Source organism: Xenorhabdus thuongxuanensis, assembly GCF_001908095.1.
GTDB classification, from domain to species: Bacteria; Pseudomonadota; Gammaproteobacteria; order Enterobacterales; family Enterobacteriaceae; genus Xenorhabdus; species Xenorhabdus thuongxuanensis.
Map to the genome: position 1 here is coordinate 25,451 of NZ_MKGR01000015.1, position 26,545 is coordinate 51,995.

General features: G+C 43.6%; 23 protein-coding genes. 8 read left to right on the top strand and 15 right to left on the bottom strand.

The genetic code is table 11. The features are described 5' to 3' along the window. Window positions 1-142: 142 nt before the first annotated feature. From ispC to rpsB, 5 genes are all read right to left on the bottom strand, one after another. Window positions 143-1,339, bottom strand: coding sequence for a 1-deoxy-D-xylulose-5-phosphate reductoisomerase (ispC, locus tag Xentx_RS11115; RefSeq protein ID WP_074020311.1), 1,197 nt, complete (start codon window positions 1,337-1,339; stop codon window positions 143-145). Window positions 1,340-1,523: 184 nt separating this feature from the next. Next, window positions 1,524-2,081, bottom strand: coding sequence for a ribosome recycling factor (gene frr, locus Xentx_RS11120; protein WP_074020312.1), 558 nt, complete (start codon window positions 2,079-2,081; stop codon window positions 1,524-1,526). A gap of 171 nt (window positions 2,082-2,252) precedes the next feature. After that, window positions 2,253-2,981, bottom strand: coding sequence for a UMP kinase (gene pyrH, locus Xentx_RS11125; RefSeq protein WP_074020313.1), 729 nt, complete (start codon window positions 2,979-2,981; stop codon window positions 2,253-2,255). Between the two features lie 144 nt (window positions 2,982-3,125). Further along, window positions 3,126-3,983 (bottom strand): translation elongation factor Ts, encoded by an 858-nt coding sequence (gene tsf, locus Xentx_RS11130; protein ID WP_074020314.1) that lies wholly within the window; start codon window positions 3,981-3,983, stop codon window positions 3,126-3,128. A gap of 168 nt (window positions 3,984-4,151) precedes the next feature. After that, on the bottom strand, window positions 4,152-4,877 hold the full coding sequence (gene rpsB / locus Xentx_RS11135; protein WP_074020315.1) for a 30S ribosomal protein S2: 726 nt from the start codon (window positions 4,875-4,877) through the stop codon (window positions 4,152-4,154). 401 nt (window positions 4,878-5,278) lie between these two features. Between rpsB and map the strand changes: the two genes are divergently transcribed. The 3 genes from map to dapD all read left to right on the top strand — a co-directional run bounded on the left by map (window position 5,279) and on the right by dapD (window position 9,769). After that, window positions 5,279-6,076 (top strand): type I methionyl aminopeptidase, encoded by a 798-nt coding sequence (map, locus tag Xentx_RS11140; protein ID WP_074020316.1) that lies wholly within the window; start codon window positions 5,279-5,281, stop codon window positions 6,074-6,076. A gap of 176 nt (window positions 6,077-6,252) precedes the next feature. After that, window positions 6,253-8,931: a bifunctional uridylyltransferase/uridylyl-removing protein GlnD gene (gene glnD / locus Xentx_RS11145; protein ID WP_074020317.1), complete on the top strand. Its 2,679-nt coding sequence runs from the start codon at window positions 6,253-6,255 to the stop codon at window positions 8,929-8,931. A 13-nt stretch (window positions 8,932-8,944) separates the two neighbouring features. Next, complete coding sequence (gene dapD, locus Xentx_RS11150; RefSeq protein WP_074020318.1) at window positions 8,945-9,769, top strand: 2,3,4,5-tetrahydropyridine-2,6-dicarboxylate N-succinyltransferase; 825 nt, start codon at window positions 8,945-8,947, stop codon at window positions 9,767-9,769. Window positions 9,770-9,812: 43 nt separating this feature from the next. Here dapD and Xentx_RS11155 read toward each other — a convergent pair whose 3' ends face one another. Next, window positions 9,813-10,214: an HVO_A0114 family putative DNA-binding protein gene (locus Xentx_RS11155; RefSeq protein ID WP_074020319.1), complete on the bottom strand. Its 402-nt coding sequence runs from the start codon at window positions 10,212-10,214 to the stop codon at window positions 9,813-9,815. A 476-nt stretch (window positions 10,215-10,690) separates the two neighbouring features. Between Xentx_RS11155 and Xentx_RS11165 the strand changes: the two genes are divergently transcribed. Further along, on the top strand, window positions 10,691-11,077 hold the full coding sequence (locus tag Xentx_RS11165) for a DUF3461 family protein (RefSeq protein ID WP_074020320.1): 387 nt from the start codon (window positions 10,691-10,693) through the stop codon (window positions 11,075-11,077). 82 nt (window positions 11,078-11,159) lie between these two features. On the opposite strand, the gene Xentx_RS11170 is transcribed toward Xentx_RS11165, so the two are convergent. The 4 genes from Xentx_RS11170 to syd form a co-directional block, all read right to left on the bottom strand. Further along, window positions 11,160-11,606 (bottom strand): flavodoxin, encoded by a 447-nt coding sequence (locus Xentx_RS11170; RefSeq protein ID WP_074020321.1) that lies wholly within the window; start codon window positions 11,604-11,606, stop codon window positions 11,160-11,162. A 35-nt stretch (window positions 11,607-11,641) separates the two neighbouring features. Beyond that, on the bottom strand, window positions 11,642-12,394 hold the full coding sequence (gene truC / locus Xentx_RS11175; protein WP_074020322.1) for a tRNA pseudouridine(65) synthase TruC: 753 nt from the start codon (window positions 12,392-12,394) through the stop codon (window positions 11,642-11,644). Between the two features lies 1 nt (window position 12,395). Continuing rightward, a complete protein-coding gene (locus Xentx_RS11180; RefSeq protein ID WP_074020323.1) occupies window positions 12,396-12,722 on the bottom strand; it encodes a YqcC family protein in 327 nt (108 codons plus the stop codon). A 613-nt stretch (window positions 12,723-13,335) separates the two neighbouring features. Beyond that, window positions 13,336-13,887, bottom strand: a complete 552-nt coding sequence (gene syd / locus Xentx_RS11185) for a SecY-interacting protein (RefSeq protein ID WP_074020324.1) — start codon at window positions 13,885-13,887, stop codon at window positions 13,336-13,338. A gap of 311 nt (window positions 13,888-14,198) precedes the next feature. Between syd and Xentx_RS11190 the strand changes: the two genes are divergently transcribed. The 4 genes from Xentx_RS11190 to xni all read left to right on the top strand — a co-directional run bounded on the left by Xentx_RS11190 (window position 14,199) and on the right by xni (window position 19,309). After that, a complete protein-coding gene (locus Xentx_RS11190; RefSeq protein ID WP_074020325.1) occupies window positions 14,199-15,890 on the top strand; it encodes a cholesterol oxidase substrate-binding domain-containing protein in 1,692 nt (563 codons plus the stop codon). A gap of 264 nt (window positions 15,891-16,154) precedes the next feature. Further along, the gene (gene queF, locus Xentx_RS11195; protein WP_074020326.1) at window positions 16,155-17,000 is read left to right on the top strand and encodes an NADPH-dependent 7-cyano-7-deazaguanine reductase QueF; all 846 of its coding nucleotides are present in this window, start codon (window positions 16,155-16,157) and stop codon (window positions 16,998-17,000) included. 113 nt (window positions 17,001-17,113) lie between these two features. Then, complete coding sequence (gene ppnN, locus Xentx_RS11200; protein ID WP_074020327.1) at window positions 17,114-18,481, top strand: nucleotide 5'-monophosphate nucleosidase PpnN; 1,368 nt, start codon at window positions 17,114-17,116, stop codon at window positions 18,479-18,481. A 72-nt stretch (window positions 18,482-18,553) separates the two neighbouring features. Beyond that, complete coding sequence (gene xni / locus Xentx_RS11205) at window positions 18,554-19,309, top strand: flap endonuclease Xni (protein ID WP_074020328.1); 756 nt, start codon at window positions 18,554-18,556, stop codon at window positions 19,307-19,309. A gap of 128 nt (window positions 19,310-19,437) precedes the next feature. Here xni and Xentx_RS11210 read toward each other — a convergent pair whose 3' ends face one another. The 5 genes from Xentx_RS11210 to Xentx_RS11230 form a co-directional block, all read right to left on the bottom strand. Further along, window positions 19,438-20,766, bottom strand: a complete 1,329-nt coding sequence (locus tag Xentx_RS11210) for a TolC family outer membrane protein (protein ID WP_074020359.1) — start codon at window positions 20,764-20,766, stop codon at window positions 19,438-19,440. Window positions 20,767-20,858: 92 nt separating this feature from the next. Beyond that, window positions 20,859-22,196: an HlyD family type I secretion periplasmic adaptor subunit gene (locus Xentx_RS11215; RefSeq protein ID WP_074020329.1), complete on the bottom strand. Its 1,338-nt coding sequence runs from the start codon at window positions 22,194-22,196 to the stop codon at window positions 20,859-20,861. Window positions 22,197-22,247: 51 nt separating this feature from the next. Continuing rightward, complete coding sequence (locus Xentx_RS11220) at window positions 22,248-24,014, bottom strand: type I secretion system permease/ATPase (RefSeq protein WP_074020330.1); 1,767 nt, start codon at window positions 24,012-24,014, stop codon at window positions 22,248-22,250. A 38-nt stretch (window positions 24,015-24,052) separates the two neighbouring features. Further along, window positions 24,053-24,373 (bottom strand): AprI/Inh family metalloprotease inhibitor, encoded by a 321-nt coding sequence (locus tag Xentx_RS11225; RefSeq protein ID WP_074020331.1) that lies wholly within the window; start codon window positions 24,371-24,373, stop codon window positions 24,053-24,055. 170 nt (window positions 24,374-24,543) lie between these two features. Then, window positions 24,544-25,977 (bottom strand): serralysin family metalloprotease, encoded by a 1,434-nt coding sequence (locus Xentx_RS11230; RefSeq protein ID WP_074020332.1) that lies wholly within the window; start codon window positions 25,975-25,977, stop codon window positions 24,544-24,546. Between the last annotated feature and the right edge of the window lie 568 nt (window positions 25,978-26,545).

Here is a 26,545-nt window from a genome sequence, read left to right on the forward strand (position 1 = left end):
CCTTTGTCTCTGATATACCTACGTTTATCTATGATTAGAATGCAAGCACCAGATAATTGAAACGGCTATTATAACAACTGTAATTTACCCGCGAACTATATCATTTGCTAAAAAGCAAACCTATACTTATTAATAAGACTTGCTATTTGGCGAAGGTGCTTATGGCTTCTCTCGCTAAGGCTCTGGCTATATTATCGATTTCTAAGACCTCTTCGATACTTTGAGGTTCAGATAAATTTACTTTTTCAACGACCAACCGATTAATTGTCGCAATATCTGTGAAACGGATTCCACCTTGCAAAAAAACATCAACGGTTTCTTCATTTGCTGCATTCAACGCTGTTGTTGCTGCCTGCCCCTGGTGACAAGCTTCAATCGCCAGTTTCAAACAAGGATAACGCTGATAATCCAGAGACTCAAAAGTAAGCATACTCAATTCAGTAAAATCTAATGGCTTTGCCCCAGATGAGATACGATTAGGATAAGCCATCGCATAAGCGATTGGGGTACACATATCCTGCGTTCCCAGTTGTGCGATGATGCTGCCATCCTGGTAACGAACCATCGAATGAATAACCGATTGGGGATGCAATAATACCTCCATTTCATCTGCGGACGCATTGAACAGGTAACGCGCTTCGATATATTCCAATCCTTTGTTCATCATGGTAGCAGAATCCACAGAAATTTTACGTCCCATTGACCAAATAGGATGAGCACATGCTTCATCTGGAGTAACGGTAGGCAGCTTCTCCAAAGGCGTCTTGCGGAATGGCCCACCCGATCCCGTCAGGATAATGCTGGAAATACCGTGCTCTTTTAAATCTGCCTTGCCAAGATTGTACTGAACTCCCTGCGGCAGACTCTGGAAAATGGCATTATGTTCGCTATCAATTGGCAGCAATTGCGCTTTATATTGAACAACTGCATCCATAAACAGACGGCCACTGGTAATCAAAGATTCTTTGTTAGCCAGCAGAACTTGTTTACCCTTGCGGATAGCGGCCAAAGTCGGCAATAAACCTGCGACGCCAACAATGGCTGACATGACTTGATCGACGTCTTCCAATGCAGCTAAATCACAAATAGCGTCTTCACCAAACAACACTTCGGTCTGGCTTCCTTGCTCCTGCAATAACTGACGCAGAGATTTTGCTGACTGCTCATCTGCCATTGCTACATATTGTGGGTGGAATTCCAAACATTGCTGTGCCATGACTTCAATATTTTTCCCAGCAACCAGTGCGATGACACTGAATTTCTCCGGGTTATTGCGGACAACAGAAAGCGTACTTTTCCCAATCGAACCCGTTGAGCCAAGAATAGTTAACCGTTTCATTTTAATACTCTAAGTATGCTACTGATATAAAATTGCAATGGAAAATCGCAACAGAAAACTGTCATAGTTTGAGCGGTGCAGATCGCTATGTCCATCGCTTGAGAAAGAAATGTGATACGAAGTGTAATATCCAGGATAAGAACAACGCCGCAAGAGCTGCGGCGTTGTATGCATGAAACGGCAATTAGAAATCCATCAACTCAGTTTCTTTATTTGCCAGTGCCTCATCGATTTTCTTAATGAAGCTATCAGTCAGTTTCTGAATTTCATCTTGTGAACGACGTTCTTCATCTTCACTGATTTCTTTGTCTTTCAACAGTGCCTTGACCTTATCGTTCGCATCACGGCGAATATTACGGATGGAAACACGACCCTGCTCCGCTTCTCCACGCACAACTTTAATGAGATCTTTACGGCGTTCTTCTGTCAGTGGTGGCAATGGAACACGAATAATGGTTCCGGCAGAAGATGGGTTAAGACCCAGATCAGAAGCCATAATGGCTTTTTCAACCGCTGCGGTCATAGAACGATCAAATACGGTGATCGCCAAAGTGCGGGCATCTTCTGCAACGACGTTTGCAATCTGACGCAATGGGGTCGCAGCGCCATAATATTCAACGCTGATGCCATCCAACAGGCTAGGAGAAGCACGGCCAGTACGAACCTTGCTAATTTGATTTTTCAGTGCTTCGACGCTTTTTTCCATGCGGTCTTGTGCGTCTTTCTGGATTTCATTAATCACGTTACAAACCCTTGGGAGATGGTTATTTTTTAGGCCACACTGCGTAAATCATAGATAAGTGAATCGAATACGCTACGACATATGTGACCCTGTGTCATTAAATTTGGCGCATCAGGATGCTGATCATACCGTCAAATTTCACCAATGTCTCTGAGCACGAACGGTGAAAAATCAGCCATGAGAAATCAACGTACCTTCACTTTCCCCCATCACAACACGACGAAGTGCGCCTGGTTTGTTCATATTAAAGACACGAATTGGCAGGTTATGGTCACGAGCCAGCGTAAAAGCTGCCAGATCCATCACTTTCAATTCACGCTCCAATACTTCCTGATAAGCGAGCTTATTGTAGAGAACGGCTTCAGGATCTTTTGCAGGATCAGCAGAATAAACGCCATCAACTTTGGTTGCTTTTAACACAACATCCGCTTCGATTTCAATGCCACGCAGACATGCAGCGGAATCGGTCGTAAAGAACGGGTTGCCAGTACCCGCAGAGAAAATAACAACACGACCGTGACGCAGTAAGCTGATCGCCTCAGCCCAGCTATAATTGTCACACACGCCATTCAATGGGATGGCAGACATTAAACGAGCATTCACATAAGCACGGTGCAAAGCATCACGCATTGCCAGACCATTCATCACAGTCGCCAACATACCCATGTGGTCGCCTACTACACGGTTCATTCCTGCTTCTGCCAAACCGGCACCACGAAACAGGTTACCTCCTCCAATAACGACACCGACCTGAATACCCAGCTCAACCAGTTCTTTGATTTCCTGAGCCATGCGGTCTAAGACACTGGCGTCGATACCAAAACCTTCTGCGCCTTGCAAGGCTTCTCCACTGAGCTTAAGCAGGATTCTCTGATATACGGGTTTTGCATTGGTTGCCATGGTGTTCAGTCCTAAGCAGATAAGGATTATTGGGGATCGATTATGATTTACTCAACTACTACACATCCGCGCTATACAGCCCAGATGTAAAAACTCATCATGAGATAAAACAGAACCGCCAACCGGCGGCTCCGTTCAAGAAAATTAAGACTGTTTGCTCATTGCAGCAACTTCTGCTGCAAAATCAGCTTCAACTTTCTCAATACCTTCACCAACTTCGAAGCGGATGAAGTTGATAACCTTAGCATTGTTTTCTTTCAGCAGATCGCCAACAGATTTACTTGGGTCCATCACGAAGTTCTGGCCAGTCAGAGAGATTTCGCCGGTGAATTTGTTCATACGGCCAGAAACCATTTTCTCTGCGATTTCGCGAGGCTTACCAGACTGCATTGCGATGTCCAACTGGATCTGATGCTCACGCTCAACAACGTCAGCAGGAACGTCAGTTGGGTTCACGTATTCTGGTTTGCTTGCTGCAACGTGCATTGCGATGTGTTTGATCAGTTCTTCGTTTGCGCCTTCAGCAGCAACCAGAACACCGATACGGGAACCGTGCAGGTAAGAACCAACCGCTTCACCTTCCAGAATAGCAACGCGACGAATATTGATGTTCTCACCAATTTTCGCTACCAGGCCAGTGCGCTGCTCTTCGAACTTCGCTTTCAGTGCGTCGATGTCAGCGTTTTTATCTGCCATAACAGAAGTGATAACTTCTTTACCGAACGCCAGGAAACCAGAATCTTTAGCAACGAAGTCAGTTTCACAGTTCAGTTCAACGATAGCTGCGAATTTAGCATCAGCCGCAACTTCAACCAGAATAACACCTTCAGCAGCAACACGGCCTGCTTTCTTAGCCGCTTTTGCCTGACCTGATTTACGCATGTTATCGATAGCCAGTTCGATATCACCATTTGCTTCAACCAGTGCTTTTTTACATTCCATCATGCCTGCGCCAGTACGCTCACGCAGTTCTTTTACCAGAGCAGCGGTAATGTCAGCCATTTGTTTTATTCCTCGATGTGTCTCGCGGGAAGATAATATTCCGCGTGGAAAGTTCTATATCAGATAATAGTTCTATACCAGATAGGTAAAGGGGGCCATAACAGGCCCCCTAACCAATATATTTCAATACCTGGTCAATAAGGGCTCAAACAAAATGAGCAGGCCTTATTATTCAGCGTCTACAAGACCTTCTTCAGCCTGAACAGCCAGATCTTGAGAACGACCTTCACGAACAGCGGTAGCTGCCGCAGTCAGGTACAGTTTAACTGCACGGATTGCATCGTCGTTACCAGGGATGATGAAGTCAACGCCATCTGGATCAGAGTTGGTATCAACGATAGCGAATACAGGGATACCCAGGTTATTTGCTTCTTTGATAGCAATGTGTTCGTGTTCAGCGTCGATAACAAACAGCGCATCAGGCAGGCCGCCCATGTCTTTGATACCGCCCAGGCTGTTTTCCAGTTTGCCAAGCTCACGAGAACGCATCAGCGCTTCTTTTTTAGTCAGCTTGTCAAAAGTACCGTCCTGAGACTGAACTTCCAGATCTTTCAAACGTTTGATTGACTGACGAACAGTTTTCCAGTTAGTCAGCATACCACCCAACCAACGGTGGTTAACGAAGTATTGGTCACAGCTCAATGCTGCTTCTTTTACTGCTTCGCTAGCAGCACGCTTGGTGCCAACAAACAGAATTTTACCTTTACGGGAAGCGATTTTGTTCAGCTCTGCCAAAGCACCGTTGAACATTGGAACAGTTTTTTCCAGATTGATGATATGAACTTTGTTACGAGCACCAAAGATGAAAGGTTTCATTTTTGGGTTCCAGTAACGAGTCTGGTGACCGAAGTGAACGCCCGCTTGCAGCATATCGCGCATGGAAACAGTTGCCATTTTAGACCTCTATAAAGTTAATTGGGGTTATGCCTCCACAGATCCCATAACACCGACTCCTTAGCTGCGGGCAATTCATATCAATGAGTTAACCGCATAAGAGCACCCCGGTGTATGTGCCGATCCGTGTGTGTTATTTACACATAATGAGTTTATTTAGTATCCCTGACGAATTGCATCACATCAGAAACAATTACGCAGAATACCGGCGCGCTTTATACCATAAACCACCACCAGACTCCAACATTTGTTACAGCTATGTTTGTTACAATTACGTTTATTACGGCTACTGATGCGGGTTATATTGGCATCCATTCGGTGGGCTGATACCATTACCGGCAACACTTTCCTTAATTAATATCAAGTAGTCGGTGATTTTCCGACTTAAATGGACCCATTTCATGGCTATCTCTATCAAAACAGAAGAAGACATTCAGAAAATGCGGGTTGCCGGACGTCTGGCCGCCGAAGTTCTGGAAATGATTGAGCCTTACGTTAAGGCTGGTGTCACTACAGGTGAACTTGATCGTATCTGCCACAAGCATATTACCGAAAAACAACAGGCTATCTCGGCTTGTCTGGGCTACCACGGATTTCCTAAATCCGTATGTATCTCTGTCAATGACGTGGTTTGCCACGGTATTCCAAGCGATGATAAAGCCCTGAAAGAAGGTGATATCGTCAATATTGACGTGACAGTCATCAAAAATGAGTTCCACGGTGATACTTCTAAAATGTTCATTGTCGGCAAACCAACCATTCAAGGTGAGCGCCTGTGTCGCGTCACTCAGGAAAGCTTATACCTTGCCCTAAAAATGGTTAAACCCGGCATCCGTCTGCGTACCATTGGCAAAGCAATTCAGCAGTTTGTAGAAAGTCACGATTACTCTGTTGTCCGCGAATACTGTGGTCACGGTATCGGCAGAGGCTTCCACGAAGAACCTCATGTTCTGCATTATGATGCTGATGATGGCGGTGTGATATTGCAAAAAGGCATGGCATTCACCATTGAGCCGATGGTCAACGCCGGTGATTTTCGTATCCGCTCCATGAAAGATGGCTGGACAGTGAAAACCAAAGATCGCGGTTGGTCTGCACAGTACGAGCATACTATTGTCGTTACCGATAATGGTTGTGAAATCATGACATGGCGCCAAGAAGAAGAAGCGCATATCTCAGCGGTATTAGTGAACGCATAATTGCCAGCTAGCTAACACAATTTATTAAATTTAATCAATAAGCTCCCTGCTACCTTCAACCCACGGGGAGTTTTAATCTCTGTCAATAATACCTGTTCATCCTATAATTTTCTCAGTAATCTTAATCTGGTCACAGTCTGCTTCCTCACGGGCTTTCTCACAATAGGTTTCTGCATATGCCGGTCGATATCTCCTTAGCACAAGCACCCGTTCCGCCCCTTTCTCCTGTGGAGTTTTCCCACGATGATCTGCAATTTCCTGTCCTTAAACAGCATATTGATGAATTCCAGCTATGGCTTGAACACGCATTCAAGGCAGGAATCTCACCGGATGCACTGATTTACACCCGCAGTGACTATATTGATCAACTTTTAAAGAGATTATGGCAGGAACAGGGATTTGCTCAGATCGATTCCTTTTCCCTGATTGCGGTAGGTGGCTATGGTCGCCGCGAATTACATCCTCTCTCTGACATTGACCTATTGATTCTGAGCGAATCGCCATTGACTGAAGAGCAATCAACTCGTCTTGGACAATTTATTGCCCTACTCTGGGATATTCATCTTGAAGTCGGCCACAGTGTCAGGACATTCGAAGAATGCCAGCAAAAAGGACTTTCTGACCCGACTATCGCAACTAACCTCATTGAATCTCGCTTAATTTGTGGGGATTTACCGCTATTTCTACGCTTGCAGAAATATATTTTCAGTGATGATTTCTGGCCATCTGCCCAATTTTTCGCAGCCAAAATTACTGAACAACAAGAACGCCATCAACGCTATCACAGCACCAGTTACAATCTGGAACCCGATATCAAAAGTAGCCCAGGTGGGCTACGTGATATCCACACGTTACTTTGGGTCGCCCATCGCCATTTTGGTGCCACTTCCTTAGATGAAATGGTCAATTTTGGTTTCCTGACTCAGGAAGAACGCAATGAATTGAACGAATGCCAGAATTTTCTCTGGCGTATCCGTTTTGCACTTCATTTGGTTGTTACCCGTTATGATAACCGGTTGCTGTTCGAACGTCAGTTTAGTGTCGCCCAACTACTCGGTTATGAAGGGGAAAGAAATCAACCTGTCGAGCGAATGATGAAAGATTTCTATCGCATGACCCGCCGCGTCAGTGAGCTAAATAACATGCTGTTGCAACTGTTTAATGAAGCCATTTTGGCGCTGCAACCCAATGAGAAACCACGCACTCTTAACGCCGAGTTTCAATTGCGGGGAAACCGTATCGATCTCATTGATGAAACGCTGTTTAGCCATGATCCCACTTCAATATTAAGAATGTTTTATCACATGGCTGAACATCGTGAAATTGAAGGGATCTATTCCACAACATTGCGCCAGCTTCGCTATGCCCGTAGAAATCTGACCACTCCGTTGTGCGAACTCCCCGAAGCACGAAAAATTTTCATGGATATTCTGCGCCATCCCTATGCTGTTACAGGGGCGTTACTCCCAATGCACCTTCATAGTGTCTTAGGGGCTTATATGCCATTTTGGAGTCATATTGTTGGCCAAATGCAATTTGACCTTTTTCATGCTTATACCGTTGATGAACACACTATCCGCGTACTGCAAAAACTGGAAAGTTTTACCGATGAAAACAACCGTGTGATCCATCCCCTGTGTGTTGAAATTTATCCGCGCCTGCCGCAACCAGAGTTATTGCGGCTGGCAGCTTTTTTCCATGATATTGCCAAAGGACGCAATGGCGATCATTCTGAGCTTGGCGCTAAAGATGCCTTCGCATTCGCACAACAGCATGGCCTGACAAATCACGAAGCTGAATTAGTGGAATGGCTGGTTCGCGACCATCTGCTGATGTCAGTGACTGCGCAGCGTCGGGATATTCAAGATCCAGAAGTCATCCAACAATTTGCCAGCCAGGTTAAAAACCAAAACCGCCTTAATTACTTAGTCTGCCTGACCGTCGCAGATATTTGCGCTACTAACGCTAAACTGTGGAATAGCTGGAAACAGAGCCTGATACGTGAACTCTATTTCGCTACTAAAACCCAATTGCGCCAGGGTATTCAAAATACCCCTGATTTACGGGAACGTATCCGTAACAATCGCTTGCAAGCATTGGCTCTTCTGCGCCAAGAAAATATCGACGAACAGCGTTTACACAATATCTGGAGCCGTTGTCATGCCGATTATTTCCTGCGCCATACCCCTGATCAATTAGCATGGCACGCCAGCCACTTAATCCATCATCCCTCCCAGGAATCCATGGTTTTGATCAGTACCGCATTCTCTCACGGCGGTACAGAGATTTTTATTTGGTGCCAAGATCGACCTTCGCTTTTTGCCGCCGTTGTTGGGGAATTGGACAAGCGTAATTTAAGTGTCCACGATGCCCAAATTTTCACTAATCGGGATGAAATGGCGATGGATACCTTTGTTATTTTAGATCCTAACGGCCATCCACTGGCATTTGATCGTCACGAACCTATCCGCCGTGCTTTATTGAAAGTCGTGAACGATCCGCATCCTAAAGTACCAAAAGCACGTAACCTGCCCGCCAAGTTGCGCCATTTTAATGTCCCAACCAAAGTCAACTTTTTACCGACAAAAAATGCTCGCCGTACTTATATGGAGTTGGTTGCATTGGATCAGCCTGGATTATTGGCGCGGGTAGGTAATATTTTCGCTGAATTGGGTGTTTTCTTACATGGAGCCCGTATTACGACTATTGGTGAACGTGTGGAAGACTTTTTTGTATTAGCGGATAAAGATCAAAACGCATTACATAAAAAAATAAGGGATGAACTATCAGAAAGGTTGACAGAAGCCCTCGATACACAGGATAAACTACAACAAGATTCTCTTAACAGAAATTAGGAACCGCATACTTATGCAGCAATTACAAACGACTATCGAAAATGCATTTGAAAACCGCGTTAACATCACCCCAACTACCGTTGATAGCGCAACCAGCGATGCCATTAATCAGGTTATTCAAATGCTGGACAGTGGCAAACTGCGTGTCGCTGAAAAAATCGACGGAGAGTGGGTAACTCATCAATGGCTGAAAAAAGCGGTATTGCTTTCCTTCCGCATTAATAACAACCAAGTGATGGAAGGTGCTGAAAGCCGCTATTTCGACAAAGTTCCGATGAAATTTGCTGACTATGATCAGGCTCGTTTCGAAAAAGAAGGATTCCGTGTCGTGCCTCCTGCGGCCGTCCGTCAGGGAGCTTATATCGCCCGCAATACCGTATTGATGCCGTCTTACGTCAACCTTGGTGCTTACGTGGATGAAGGCACAATGGTAGATACTTGGGCGACAGTTGGTTCCTGTGCACAGATCGGTAAAAATGTTCACTTATCCGGTGGGGTTGGTATTGGCGGTGTCCTGGAACCATTGCAGGCCAACCCAACCATCATTGAAGACAATTGTTTTATCGGCGCACGCTCTGAGATTGTAGAAGGCGTTATCGTAGAAGAAGGCTCCGTGATCTCAATGGGTGTTTACATCGGCCAAAGCACCAAGATTTATGATCGCGAAACCGGCGAAATCCATTATGGTCGCGTACCCGCGGGTTCCGTCGTCGTATCCGGTAATCTTCCGTCGAAAGATGGCAGCTATAGCCTATATTGCGCTGTTATCGTGAAAAAGGTTGATGCTAAGACCCGTGGTAAAGTAGGTATTAATGAACTGCTAAGAAATATTGATTAAATTAAAAAAATAACAAGGCCACCCATTGGGTGGCTGTTGACATTCATGCCGCTTCTTTTCCTTTTGAACAAGCTTTCATAATTCTTTCAATAAGCTCTTGTTCAATCTTTATTTCAAAATCGGTAAATAAAGCAATTGGTTTGACATTTTTTCCATTCTTTTCCAACTGTACAAAACCATGCCGATTAAGTGTTTTTAACGTAGTTGACAAATTGCTAGGTTTTCTTCCTGAAAGCCCAGAAAGCTCGGCTATAGTTTCTGGCTTCTGTTCATCCATCATGCGAAGTAAAGCAATATTGTTTTCACTCAATATTTGTGCCAGTGCTATCATGGATGTAAACCAAACCTTAGGCTCATCTGGCTGTGGTTTATATTCACCCTTAGCTATTGCCAATATACGTTTACGAATAAGTTCTTCATTCATTACGCCGATGAGTGCTTTCATTTTGCTAACCTCTAGATTCTCTCTCAGCTATGACTTCATCAATTTTAGCGAAAAAGTCCTCAATTAATTGGTAAGGTGACATAAACTCATAGGGTACTCCTTTATCATGCGAATTTCTGTGCATATGATCGTACACTATACGTCCCTTATATTTTCCTTTTTTAGGTGCAGAAATGGCATGTGCATTGTCTATGCTCTTATTTCCCACCAGTAACCGTCATCTCTATTAACTCTTTGGCAATGAAGGTCTAATAAGATCTCTAGTCCATGTTCATAATCCACAATTAAAGCTCCATCATTATTATGAGCTAATCATATGTATATTCATAGGCGATTTCAAGCAACGTATTTATTCTCATTTTTGTACGGATACCCTCAATCCCCATTATCCAATTGACTTTTAACGATGACGAAATGGATAATAAATCCACTATTTTTGGCCTTTCCATTTCATTTAGATGACTAGGTGGCGCGCTATGTACGATAACTTGAAAAGTTTGGGGATCACACATCCTGAAGATATTGATCGCTATAGTCTCCGTCAGGAAGCGAATAACGACATTCTGAAGATTTATTTCCGCAAGGATAAAGGCGAATTTTTCGCCAAGAGCGTTAAATTTAAGTATCCACGCCAGTTAAAGACCATCTCTGACGAACACTCAAGCCAGGGTTATAAAGAAGTCAAAGAGATCAACACTAACCTACGTTATGTCATTGAAGAGTTAGATCAGATTTGCAAACATGATCAGATCGAAGTGGATTTGCAACGCAAAATCCTCGACGACTTACGCCATCTCGAACATGTCGTTGCAAATAAGATTGCAGAAATTGAAGCTGATTTGGAAAAGCTGACCCGTAAGTAATTATATCAGTTTGTCATACACCGCTTATCCTTCCCAATTCTCCAATCCAATAAAGGCATAAGCGGTGTAGTAGAGCATTTCCTTATAACAAAGTCCCCCACTCCTTAATCCAGTTTTGAGCAAAGACTTCAGGTTCAACTACCTCAATGGCATCAATCAGTAGCACCTCACCGATTCGTTTGGCTCCCTGTTCCTGTAACAGGTCATCAAAAGTACGGCCACCACCACAGAAAGTGTCATAACTACTGTCACCTAGCGCAATCACGCCATAGCTCAGATCGGGCTGGTAGCCCAACTTATCATTTAATTCTGTATAGAGCGGTTGGATATTATCCGGTAGATCACCTTGCCCTGTCGTCGAAGTGACTACTAAGACAACTTCCTGCAAATACTTTTGCCATTGTTCTAAGGTCGAATCTTCAAAAACCTCAACCTTATGCCCCTGCTGCTCAAGTATCTGCTGTGCTTCTTCCGCAACCGCTAACGCATTGCCATAAACTGTACCAACGAAAACACCAATCTTTGCCATAGATATTGATCTCTTTAATCGGTTTTATACTGCGTTCATTCATGAATAGTTAGACATTCCAGATCAGGTACAATACCCTGCCAGCCAAATTGCTCAAGTAAATTCTGCCATGATTGATCCCAGCGCGCAGTGAGGAGAAGGCTCTCTCCTGTTACAGGATGCTTGAGTTGAAGGTGACTTGCATGCAACATTAATCTGCCTGTCTGATAATATTTAGCAACTCCTCGATTTTGCCGCAAATCGCCGTGCGTGGTATCCCCAATGATCGGGTGTCGAATATGTGCCATATGCCGCCGCAATTGATGCTTACGACCGGTTTTTGGCATCAGCTCCAACAAACTGAAACGAGATGTTGGATAACGCCCTATCTCAACCGGACACTCAACTTTTGCCAATGAGCGGTAATAAGTAACAGCTGATTGCGCTTCTCTATCTGTATCAGCAAATTTATCCGCAATTTTATCCAACTGTTCCATTAGGGCATAGTCGATAATATCATCACCTTCCACATAACCCCGCACAACTGCGTGATACATTTTTTGTATATCGTGGAATTCAAATTGTTGTGCAAGTATTCTGGCGACTTCACTTGAAAGCGCCATCAATAAAACGCCCGATGTTGGCCTGTCCAGACGGTGGACAGGGAAAACATGCTGTCCAATTTGATCACGCAATGTCTGCATCACAAAAACAGTTTCATGGCGCGCCAGCCAGCTCCGGTGAACCAACCATCCAGCCGGCTTATTCACTGCGACAATATGCTTATCCTGATAAATAATCTCCAGCATATCAGGCATCCTGCGTAAACAGGTTGTCCAATGCCCGTAAGTGTTCCAGTAAAGGAAAAAAACGCTCTGCTTCTTCTTTATAAGCTTCTTCAAAATACGGTGCGATGGCAAATGCGGTCGGCAAACAGGCTTTTTGTTCTATCAAGGCTCGCATCCTTGGAATTAATATCCACTGGAGCCACTCTTCTGCTGACATAGTATCAATGGAAAAAGGTTTGGTGCTTTCAAAGGCTTCTGGTTTAGGCGGGTAATTTTGCCATATACCTACCGTTTTCATGCTGGCTTCAATTAATTGCAATTTATGTAGAACTTGTTTCTCGATACTCATGATGTTTCGTCTGATGCTTGTCTGTTGCTCGGATGACAAAAATTGTCACCGTGTCATTGGGACATAAGAGTATCATTGATACGATTTCAGCGGAAAAGTTACAGCAGGAAAAATTGCGGCAATAATTAACAGGAAATAACTAAAAGCAAATAGTCAAAAGCAAATAGAAGTGAAGTAAGAGGAGAGATTTTCCCTCTCCTCTTGAGTGGCTGTCATAGCAATCCTGCTACTTGGGGGGCTTCCTGCTGATTTCCCTGACAAAATACATCCTTGTCAGCTATCCTTTATTCAATCATTATACTGATAGTTTTTAGCGTTCCTGCCTGTACCTAATCATCCTTTGTACCATCTTCCTGATGGATTTATTCCTTGGTTATTGTTTTGCAATGGTTCCTTGCAGAACAGTGAAAGGATCTACGATCCAGACTCTTGAAACAAGCAACTGAATAAACATCGTAAGAGATATGAAAAATTCACACTAAGGTAACATTATTCATATTATTGATATAGAACAAAAATAATTTCACTGACTAATATTCACTCTATGATTAAAAGAGATATCTCACATGAAATGTGAGATATCTCTTACAAAAAAGCCAATCAATATCTGCAATCAACCATACACAACAGGATTGATAACCGAAAGGAAACTGACTAAATTTGTGGATAAAATTTCCCTTTCATGGCTACCAAACTGTTCAAAAATCACTTGCCCTGTCAAATTACACACAGAGATCAACCCCATATCAGAATCAGTCGTCCCAATAAAGACGGTAGGCGAGAGTTTTAATCGTTTTTGTGTAATCAGATGGCCAATCAGGTTTTCCTGCAAGCGAATAAAATCATCTTCACTCCATACCTGAATCAGGCTGAAATTTTGCCCTGCAAAACTGGCAGTCATATCTCCCGCAAACTGCATCACATAGTAATCATGGATGGAATCCTGCAAACGGATCTCCAGTGCAGTTTCTACCTTGCTAAGCTTTTCTTGGGCAGAAAACGGCTGTGGAAGCCAATGCACTACACCATCTCCCGTGCGCTCGATACAGGGTGAAGGTATGCCATACAACTCACTGCTGGCTGGTGGAAACCCTGTTTTCTCTTGCCATAATTCAACATAACGTCGGGTAAAGTCAGAGAGTTCCTCTGTCACATTAAAGGTCATATGATTATATCATCCACATTTTCAGGCTTTATAAAGGTGATATTACCATCTATTTCAATAAATTATAAAATTTATCATGGATTTTTATTTTATATCCTATAGATTTCGAATTAAAAAATGCAGGTTATAACGTTATCAAATAAATAGCAGATATATTTTTACATCTACTATTTATCAACTTACAGTATTAACTGTCCACTCAAATGATGATCTGTATTTCATTTCCATAAAATAATTCTTAACAAATAAATATATTGTTGAATTTATATTAAAAAGTCATCCCTATAAACCAAAAACTAAGGAAATAGAACATGCCATCACTCGATCCACTGAAACAAGAAGATATTTCTTTACAAAAAGAGATAATTAACGAAATAGAATATGACTTACCCAATTTTCCCAAAGAAGTAACCTGGAAAATGATTAACTTTAAAAATTGGTCAGGAGAAATTCACGCCGATAATATACCGTGCTCTATACCAAAAACCATTGAAGAAGTGATTTCCGTTGTCAATTGGGCATGGAAAGAGAATTATAAATTAAGACCTATCGGACAATCACATAATTGGTCACCACTCATATTGGAATCAGGGAAAAATTTCAAGAATCACATTATGTTAATGGATCTTTCCTCGTATTTCACCTATGTTAATATCGAGCATCGTGCCCAATTTTCTATAGTGACTGCACAAACTGGCGTATTGATGGAAACATTAATGACCCAGATGGAAGAACAAGAGTTAGGCTTTACTGCTACCCCTGCACCTGGTGATTTAACACTTGGCGCAGTTCTCGCAATAAACGGGCACGGAACTGCCATTAAAGCCATTGACGAAATTCCACTGTCTGGTCATATATTTGGCTCTCTGAGTAATACGATATTATCCCTGTCTGCTGTTGTATGGGATAAAGAAACCCAGCAATATATTGTTAAACGTTTTGAACGAGATGAACCTGATTGTGCCCCCCTATTAACTCATGCCGGATGCGCTTTGATTTTAGAAGTGCAATTTCAGGCAGGTAAAAATCAACGCCTTCGCTGTCAAAGTTTCACCGATATCCCAGCAGATGAGTTATTTTCCCTTCCAGAAAATTCAAATGAAAAGCGGACTTTTAGTTATTTTCTGGATAAAAGCGGTCGGGTCGAAATAATTTTATTCCCTTTTACAAAAGCACCGTGGCTAAAAGTCTGGAGTGTAGCACCAACTAAACCTGTTTCCAGTATTGAAGTTAACGCCCCCTATAACTACCCATTTTCCGATAATATTTCCTCAACCCTATCAGATATCGTGAATGATATTCTTACTAATTTCCCGCAGATAACACCTCTTTTCTGTAAAATACAATATGAACTGATATATGCAGCCTTGCAAAACAATGGAAAAGATATCTGGGGTTGGAGTAAAAACTTATTGTTATATGTAAAACCAACCACATTACGTGTTACGGCAAATGGTTATGCAGTATTAACACAACGGACAAATATCCAGCTTGTGCTGAATAAGTTTTATACCCAATGGAAGAAATTAATACAACACTATGCAAACCAAGGAAAATATCCCATTAATGGCCCCCTTGAAGTCAGGGTTACTGGGTTAGATGATCCTGCTGAAGTGATGCATACAGGAGCAACGGTTCCCAGCTTATCCGCTATTCGTCCTCGTCTGGATCATCCAGAATGGGATGTCGCCGTTTGGCTTGATGTCTTAACCTTTCCAAAAACACCCTATTCCATTGAATTTTGCCACCAATTTGAACAATGGCTATTCAACGAATTTGATGGTTCTTACGCCTCTGCTCGTGTTGAATGGAGTAAAGGTTGGGCTTATGGCTCTAACACTGCATGGGAAGATAAGGAAGTATTAACCAAAACAATCCCAGCGTCATTTACTGATGGTTTGCCTGCTGATAACAACTGGGCTTCAACCGTTTCAGCATTACAGAAGCACGATCCACATCACATATTTAGATCGCCATTATTGGATACATTATTTTCTAATTAACCGTTTCCTGATTAGCAAAACCCTAATAAATAGCAGATATAGAAATATATTTGCTATTTAAGTTCAATAATATTGATACTTATTCAGCCCATCACGTCAATAGTATCGATAATGACGTTGGCTTAGTGAACCTGAGGGATAATGCGCAATAAAAATACGAATCATCATGATTCCTTGATATAGTACAGATGATTTTAGTCACCAAGACGCTCTTTGTCGTAAAGACTATCTGAATGTAAGATTTTTTAGCCTTAAGGAATCCTAATGTCTTTATATCAAGATAATCATGCTCTTTCCCAACTCACATTGGGTAAACCAACCCCCTATCGCGATCACTATGATCCTACTTTATTACAAGCGGTTCCCCGCAGTATGAACCGCGAGCCACTTGGGCTGTTTCCTGATAATCTCCCTTTTCATGGTGCAGATATCTGGACCATGTACGAACTCTCCTGGCTCAACGCACGCGGCGTTCCTCAAGTTGCCATCGGTCATGTCAGCTTAGATGCGGCCAGTGAAAACCTTATCGAATCAAAAAGCTTTAAACTTTATCTAAACAGCTTTAACCAGACTCGCTTTGCTGATTGGGAAACAGTACAGAAAACCTTGCAACAAGATCTATCTGCTTGTGCCAACGGCAACATTGAGGTTGTTCTCCATCCCCTGCACGATTTCAGCCAACAACCAATTGGCGAATTTGCAGGAAAATGCATCGATAATCAGGATATTGACATTGATGATTATCAATTCAATCGCGATTACCTTAACAACGCAGCAACTGGCCCTGTTGTTGAGGAAACCCTGGTTAGCCATTTGCTAAAATCAAATTGCTTGATCACCAACCAGCCCGATTGGGGATCGGTTATGATCCGTTATCAAGGCTCAAAAATCGATCAGGAAAAACTATTGCGCTACTTAGTTTCTTTCCGGCATCACAATGAATTTCACGAACAATGTGTCGAGCGCATATTCAATGACCTAATGACATTATGTGCGCCTGAAAAACTTACTGTTTATGCACGCTATACCCGTCGGGGAGGATTAGATATCAATCCGTGGCGCAGTAACGAGGCATTTATTCCAACAACAGGAAGGTTAGCCCGCCAATAATCGAAATAACCTGATTAGTGACCGCGAGCTAAACTGTTGGATGAAGTCAGCTATACCCAATAGGGTGTAAATCATTACTGAGGAATCCCCACAAGGGGTAAAAGGAGTCATTCTTGATTACACATGTCAATCCATTAGGATCAATGGATTTACTCTCTCAGCTTGAAGTAGATATGCTTAAGCGTACCGCAAGCAGTGATTTATACCGCCTTTTCCGTAACTGTTCACTGGCGGTTCTTAATTCAGGTAGTCAAATAGATAGCAGTAAGGAATTACTATCAAAATATCAAAATTTTGATATCAACGTACTGCGCAGAGAGCGTGGCGTAAAGTTGAAACTCATTAATCCCCCCGAAGAAGCTTTCGTTGATGGTAAAATCATCCGTTCTCTGCAAGCCAATCTTTTTGCAGTACTGCGCGATATTTTGTTTGTCCACGGGCAAATTACCGATGCACAGAAGGCACATAATTTGGATATGGGAAATGGTATGCACATTACCAATACCATTTTCTCCATCCTACGCAATGCCAAAGCACTGCATATCTCAGAAGAACCTAATATGATTGTTTGTTGGGGCGGCCATTCCATCAATGAGAAAGAGTATTTGTATGGGCGCAAGGTAGGCAATGAGCTTGGATTACGTGAACTGAATATCTGTACGGGTTGTGGCCCCGGTGCAATGGAAGCACCGATGAAAGGAGCCGCAGTGGGGCATGCCCAGCAGAATTACAAAAAAAGTCGTTTTATCGGCATCACAGAACCTTCAATTATTGCGGCAGAGCCACCTAATCCGCTGGTGAATGAGCTAATCATCATGCCTGATATTGAAAAACGTCTGGAAGCCTTTGTCCGTATCGCCCATGGCATCATTATCTTCCCCGGCGGAGTGGGAACGGCAGAAGAATTGCTGTATTTGTTGTCTATCCTGATGCATCCTGAAAACAAAGATCAGGTTCTGCCGCTGGTTCTGACTGGCCCCAAAGAGAGCGCCAATTACTTCCAAGTGCTGGATGAATTTATCGTTAATACCCTGGGGGAACAGGCTCGCAATCACTATCACATTATTGTGGATGCCCCCTCAGAAGTCGCACGTATCATGAAAAAAGCCATGCCGAAGGTCAAAGAAAAGCGCCGCGCGACCGGAGATGCCTATAGCTTCAACTGGTCACTGAAAATCAGCTCTGATCTACAATCTCCATTCACTCCAACCCATGAAAACATGGCTGACTTGAATTTATACCCAAACCAGCCATCGGAAAAACTTGCCTCAGCACTGCGACGCGCATTTTCTGGTATTGTGGCAGGCAATGTCAAAGAAGTGGGTATTCACGCCATAGAAAAACATGGGGCATTCAAGATCCACGGCGATGCAGATATCATGCATCGCATGGATAACCTCCTGCAAGATTTTGTCGAGCAAGATCGCATGAAACTCCCTGGGGGCGCTGCTTATGAACCATGTTATGAGATAATCAAATAAATCGCGGATACCTTTGCTCAATTCAATGAGGCTGGTGCCAGGGAATAGCTCCACGGATGGAATATAACGACCATGATACACCTTTTGATTGTAGACGCCTTAAACCTGATTCGACGCATCCATGCAGTACAGGGAAGCCCTTGTATTCCTGCCTGTGAACATGCGTTAAAACAGTTAATCACCCATGCATCACCAACCCATGCTGTTGCGGTATTCGATGAAGATGGCCGCAACCATAGCTGGCGCCACCACCTTTTCCCTGATTACAAAGCAGGCCGCTCTGCCATGCCAGACAACTTACAACAAGAATTGCCCTTAATTAAACAGGCATTTAATGCGTTGGGAGTCGCTTGCTGGCACGCACAAGGGCATGAAGCGGATGATTTAGCCGCAACACTGGCAACAAAAGTCGCCCACAGCGGGCATAATGTCACAATCGTTTCAACGGATAAGGGCTATTGCCAGCTCCTTTCTCCCAATATTCAAATTCGTGATTACTTCCAAAAACGCTGGCTGGATCTGCCTTTTGTCCAACAAGAGTTTGGTGTTGAACCAAGCCAACTTCCCGATTATTGGGGACTTGCAGGTATTAGCAGCAGTAAAATTCCCGGCATTCAGGGAATTGGCGCCAAAACTGCCGCCACCCTGCTGCAACAAGCAGGTTCACTGGATAATTTATTCCAAAATCTGGATTCCCAACCAGATAAATGGCGAAAAAAATTGGAGTCTCACAAAGAAATGGCTTATATCAGCCGTGAAATCGCTTCGTTAAGAACTGATTTGTCTCTACAGGGTAATTTGCAGCAATTGCGGCTTATTAATAGATAAACTATAGCGCTTTCTATCGGTGTACGTGCGTGATACCCGTTTCTATTATGCGAATCTTAAGGTATGCGAATCTTAAGGATAAAGAAAACGGGGTATCACACTTTAATCACTTCAACAGCGCAATCATCTCAACCAAAATAATCAGCAACTAACTTAATATGTTCACCCTGTAGCTGACCGGATTCATCTAATAACCCAATCCACGCTTTCATATAGTCATATTTTGCCTGAGAGAGTTCACGGCGGGCGGTATAAAGCTGTTGCTCGGCATTCAATATATCGACATTCACTCTCTGCCCTAACGCCACACTTTTTTGCGTCGCTTTCACTTGTAATGCAGCCGCTTCCACCGCCGTTTCATAGGCTCGTATCCGCTTTTCACCATTCACGCAAGCGTTATAATTGCGCCGCAGTGCATTCAGGACTTCCCCCGTCTGTGCATCCATTTCGAATTTAGTCTTGCCATAATTTGCGGCTGATTGACGCACGGCTGCCGCAGTACCTCCACCATTATAGAGGTTCATGGATATCCGCAATCCAATGGAATCCGTCCGGTATTTTTGATCGATGCTATTGTCACTACTGGATTTATTTTCGCTATGGGAAGCATATAGCTCCAGTTTCGGCAGATATCCCGCCCGACTACGCTCAATATCGTGATACGCCACATCGACTCTCTGGCGGGCAGCAGCCAGTTGTGGATTCTGACGTAATGCCAGTTGTTCCCAATCAGCGTAGTGTGCTAATTCCAGTTTGATGGTTTTAAACCGCGAAGAATCAGATAAACGATTAACAGGCACATCTACTGGTAACGGTATGCCAACTAATAACTGCAAGCCACGGATAGCAGCATCTAACTCATCTTGCACCGCTAATTCATCAGCCAATACCTGACTGTAACGCGCCTGAGTTTCTGCTACATCGGTACGGGTGCCTTCACCAGAAGAAAATAATTTCTGGTTATTTTCCAGTTGTTCCTCATAGGCTGCCCGCTGTTGGGCAACCTGTGCCAACCGATCCTGAGCATAAGCTACGGTCACGTAACTGTTCACCACTCTGACTGCCAATTGCTGGCTATCCGCCCGAAAACGGCTATCACTCATTAAGGCATAAGCCTGACGGGTGCGATAACGCGCCCATGCCTCGAAATCGATCACGGGTTGGGTCAAAATAATCGCACCACTATAGCTGTCATACTGTCGATCACGGCTTTCCTTGACGATCCTTCCCCGCTGATCCAAAGATTGCGAATCCATCTTCTGCCAATTTTTGGGGGCATTCTGGTAACTGAAAGATAGCTTGGGCAACAGTTCCGCCAGCCCAAGGTTTTTCTCCTCCTGCCCCGCTTCCTGCTCTTTGATAGCAGCCTGAAACGTTGGATCGTGCTGCAATGCCAGCGCATAAGCCTCCGTTAAGGAAAGTGCACTGGCAAAGCGGGGAAATATCAATATCGACATCAGTAATACTGATGCTGGCAACAATTTCCTGGAAAATAGGGGAGATAACGAAGTCTGTCTATTGGCAAAACTGTGATACATCAACATCCCTATTACTCCTCAATCAGCGAGGTAGACGCCCTGTCCATTAATGGCTTGAACAGATAACTCAACAACGAACGCGAACCTGTTTTGACGAATACCTCAACCGGCATCCCCGGTTTGATATTCAACCCTGCCAGTTTCTCCATGCTTTCAGGACTGACTTTCAATCGCATCTGATAATAAGGCTCTCTTGTACGATCATCCACCAAACGGTCAGCCGAAACCACCATTACCTTACCCGTGACTTTCGGCGTCCGGTTCTGGTTAAACGCGGTAAACATCAAATCAACATCTTGCCCCACAGTAACTTTATCAATCAGGTTCACCATTAAACGCGCCTCGACTTCCAGCGCACTCTGGGTCGGCAGGATCTCCATTAATTTCTCACCAGAAGCCACCACACCACCCTGGGTAAACACAGTTAATCCAACCACCGAACCATCTACCGGAGCAATAATAGAAGTATGCGACCGATCAAATTGTGCCGTTTCCAGTTTATTTCTCAGCTCATTCGCCAAGACCTGCACATCAGCTAACTGGCTGCGTACTTCACGTTGGTAATCTGCCTGACGCTGGATAACTCGCTGCTGCGTTTCCTGCCGCTGTTTTTCAAGTTGGCCAATTTTTCCGGTCATTTCCGCGATGCTGCCACTTAATTCACTTTGGTTACGCAGTAATTCCAGATAGCGGTTGCGGGGGAAATAGCCCTCTTCTGTCAGGGGCTGCAAATTTGTAACCTGTTCCTTGAGCGAAACTTGCTGTTGCTGTTTACTCACCAGAGCTTCACGCAACCCCCTGATTTGAAAATGCAGTCCTTCTTCAGCCTGCTGCATTCCCGCCAGATCACTACGCAACATCTCACGACGTGATAAAAAAAGCTGTTTTTGCAAGGCCAGAGTCTCGTTAATGCGTGGCTCCGATTGTTGATTCAGTAACATAGTCGGAAAAACAATAGCATCTTGCCCTCGCTGCTCGGCCAAAAGTCGGGCTTCTGTTGCCAATGTGGTGTAAAGCTGCTGTTTCAGGGAATCAATTTGTGCATTAATCTGCACCTGGCTGAGCTGAACCAAAACCTGTCCAGCTTTCACTTGCTCCCCTTCTTTCACCTGAATTTGACTGATAATGCCATTAACCGGAGACTGTATCGTTTTACGGTTACCATCAACCACAACAGTACCAGAAGAAGCCACTCCTTTATCGAGTGGCGCAAATGCCGCCCAGATGAAAAATCCCAGAATGCCGATCCCAATAATCAACCAACCTATTCGCAGGTAACGATTTGCATCCAGCGGCAATAATTCCGACACCTCGTTTTTGGCATCCTTTGCGTTAGTCTGATAGGACATCTTTACTCCCAGATAGAAATATCCCAAGGATTGAAATATGGCTGAATCATGTTACGAGGCACGTTCGACCGCTTTTAACTGTGATTGTGATAAAGACTGAGATTGTGATAGCGCCGCCATCACTTGCTGGGAAGGGCCAAACATTTTCATTTTCCCCTGTACCAACAGCAAAATTTTGGTTGTTTGTGAGAGCAATGAAGGTCGGTGCGTGATAACTATCACTGTCTTACCTTGTTCCCGCAATTGCGCAATCGCATGGCTTAAGGCTTTTTCACCAATATCATCCAGATTCGAGTTAGGCTCATCCAATACCACAAGCGAAGGGTTGCCATACAAGGCACGTGCCAAACCTATTCGTTGTTTCTGTCCACCGGATAACCCTATGCCACCCGCACCGATTACCGTGTCATAGCCCCGCTCAAGATTAAGCACCAACTCATGGACACCGGCTTTTTTCGCTGCCTCGATGACTTTTTCAGGTTCAACATCATTAAAGCGTGCAATATTCTCCGCAATCGTGCCGCCAAACAGTTCAATATCCTGCGGCAGATAACCAATAGATGCCCCTAACTCATCTTTATTCCATTGGTAGATATCAGCATCATCAAGCCGTACAACGCCTTCTTGCGCCGGCCATATCCCTACCAGCAGGCGAGCCAATGTCGATTTCCCCGACGCACTGGGGCCAATCACACCCAACACCTCACCGGAATTCAAGGCAAAATTGATATCCTGCAAGATATATTGGTTATTTGGTGATGATCCGTTTTGCGAGGCCTGGAGTGCACGTGTTTTACTCGGTGGCATTGCTGATACTTTTTCCATCAGCAACGCGCCCTTAGGCGCTGGCAATGACATACCACTTTTGCGTTCCGGTTGCGCTTTCAATAACTTATCCAGCCGTTGCCAGGACAAACGGGCAGCACTCCAGCTCTTCCATGCCTGTATCAACTGTTCAATCGGCGATAACGCTCTTCCCATCAAAATGGAACCCGCAATCATCATGCCTGGTGTGATATTCCCTTCAATCGCTAACCAGCCTCCTAAGCCTAGAATCAACGACTGCAAGGCCATACGGATCGTTTTAGTCAGTGCCGTGATAGCGGCCGAACGTTCACTGGCAATACGCTGAAAATTGAGAAAACGCTGATGTAAGCCAAACCAACGATGACGCAATGCGGGTAACATACCGAGTGCTTCAATCACTTCGGCATTACGCAAATTGGTACTGGCTAAGTTAGCGGATCGCAAAGACAGATGACTGGCTTCTGCCAAAGGTGTTTGAGATAACCACTGGTTCAACACCGCGAGTACAATCAATATGATCGCCCCAAGTAGCGCCAACAACCCCAAATACGGGCTGAACAGGAAAATGACACAAAGATAGACAGGGAACCAAGGGGCATCAAAAAAGGCAAACAGGGCATTGCCGGTCAGGAACTGGCGGATAGTCGCCAGGTCATTCAGCATCTGCCCTGCATCGGTGGAACCATTTTTCAAGTTGGATTCATAGGAAGCGGTATAAACCCGTTGGTTCAGGCACATATCAAACTGACTGCCGATACGGATCACGACCTGACTTCGGATATATTCCAGCCCCCCCATCATGGCGAACATACCCAGTGTGATCAACGTCAGCATCAGCAAAGTCATTTCATTACTGGATGGCAGTACTCGATCATATACTTGCAGCATATAAATGGAGGGAACCAGCATCAGCAAGTTGATGAATGCCGTGAATAATCCAATAGTCCAGAAGACCTTGCTACGTTCACGGATAACGTCCGTGATTTCATCCTTCGGAAAGCGTAATTTCACTGCAATCCCTTCATCGTTAACTGAAGCAAAACAAATCGTTATTTATATGCGCCACTGAATGTCATGACCAGTTCCCGGCCATCAACAAAGTAAGCAATCCACTGTTCTGATTCATGACTAAAAAAAGCCAAACTATTGCCATCATCATCGGTCAATGTGATGCCATCTGGAGATGGATACCATCCTTCAACAGGCTGCCCAATCAACTCAGTCACACATGCATTACCTTGCAAAGCCCAAAGCGATCCCTCAGATAAACGGACATCAGTCAATTCAATACTGCACAACTTATTTCCATCGGAGAGTTGCCATAATCCTTTCAACTCACCCGCGGTTGGAAGCCTCAAACTACTCGCCATACATCCTCCTGCCAAAAAGAGAGAGAAAATTATCGATAAGAGCAATTTCGATCTATAAAACCGACAGCCACAAAGCAAGAAGTTCACCATTTCCACCTTTCCATCATGTCCATAATACTGCCGTACCCTGCGGGAAATACGGCAATATTCGATTAACGTGATGACATCAATTAGACGATGAAATCTGCTTCAGTTAACGGTTGACCGACAACTTTCACCAGAAAATCGTTGCCTGCCAAATCGCCACCAAGGCTGATTTCCAGATCGGTTACCTCATTCACTTCATCATAAGTGAACAACACTTCGCCCGCCTTACCTGAGAAGGAATCCACAAATTTAATATCGCCAGTACCACCGAAATTGAATTCAGACAGATCGATCTTATCTTCACCAGAGGCGAAATCGTGGATCCAGTCTGGATTATCTTTCAGCGATTCTTTTCCATCCAGATAAACAAAGGTATCGTTACCTTCTCCACCCCACAGATGATCACCGCCCAGACCACCATAAATGATGTCATCGCCTGCGCCACCTTTCAGGATGTTATCTGCACTGTTACCGACCAGAATATCATCGCCGCTGCCGCCAATCGCGTTTTCAATAACAACACCACGGGCAATAGAAACGTTGCCTTTCAAACCACCAACGTCAGAGAAAGCGCCTTCATTCAGGTTGATACGCTGATTTTGGGTAAAGCCGGAGAAATCAAAAGTATCTTCACCATCCGCATCCCAGACACTGAACACCAGTTTACTGTTCGCATTAGTGGCCGTCATAAAGTCGCGGTCGGTATTGGAATTGAAACCATATATGGTATCACCCGTACGGGTTTCCATATTTGCGCCATACAATTTCTGAATGGCAGAGATATCATTCAACAGAGGCGCCGATGAATATTCATATTTAAAATCTTGGCCTGTATATTTTTCAGTGAAATAACTCATGACCGTATAGGCACGAGTATCTTCGAAATATTCTGCTTTAGTGATATAACCTGGACGCACTTTATCTGAAGCATCATAATCGGCGGGATGCTCAAGTCCTAATGTATGACCAATTTCATGAGTGAAAGTCTGACGAGCATAACCATTCACATCAATATCATTGTCTACAAAAGTATGGCTTGTAGCGTCATACCATGTAAAAGCGATTCTTTGTCCTTGTGGCAAAGTTGCAAATGCATAATCATCGTTGTCACTATGATCAAAGAAACCAAAAGTGATATTCGCTTTTTTAGCACTACTTACTTCGGTAAATTTAATATTGGCAACATCAGACCAGGATTGTAAAGAAAGTTTCGCTGCTTCTTTTTGTTCTTCATTAAAAGCACTGAAACCAGAAATTTCAAACAACGGCATTATAGCCGGTGTCGATTCCATGAAATGGTACGATAATTCCAAAGTGCCAGAAGAATCAACATACTTATTGGACCACTTATAGTGGCCGCGCAAAAGCTTATCAGGCGCATTGTCTCCTAATGGATCATGAGCAACCCGAATAGAGGTGTCGTAATTTGGAACATAGGCTTTAAGAAATGAATTAACTTCCTGAACGGAATTGGAATCAGATAACCCCGTATAAGTATACTTTTTCTTTGAGGCCATATAAATCTCCTGTAAAAACAAGACAAATACCCTAAAAACCCGAAATTTTGATAATAACGGAGGTAAGAGTTTTAAATTCTTTCCAAGGCCCTCTTAGAAATAAAACTCCAGAATAAAATAGCGTTAGTTATTGTCTGTGTAAAAACAATTAATATATTTTTTTAGAATACATATTGAACAAATTTAATTTATGTAATTAATTATTAATTAATATAATGAAATTTTTTGATAATAAAAAAACAACATTATTTATTACTAAATAATGTTGTTTTTATCTGCTGGAAATTGATCTTAAGAAAGAATTATCTCTTTAGCTGTCTTTTTGCCTACTTCTTTAAGGTTAGCTTATTTTTTATTCAACTTGAAATTAATTCCACATCTCTGGATTTCACATTGTGTATATGGGATAAGGGTAATTGAAATAGTTGAATTAAGTGGTATGACAACGGATAAATAGGAAGACAGGTAGAATCAGAACCACCCGCATAGCGGGTGGTTTGCTCTAGCCCTATAAGGGCATGTTACCGACTGCGCCTAAATGACGCGGCTTTCTCTTCGTTCAAGCTAA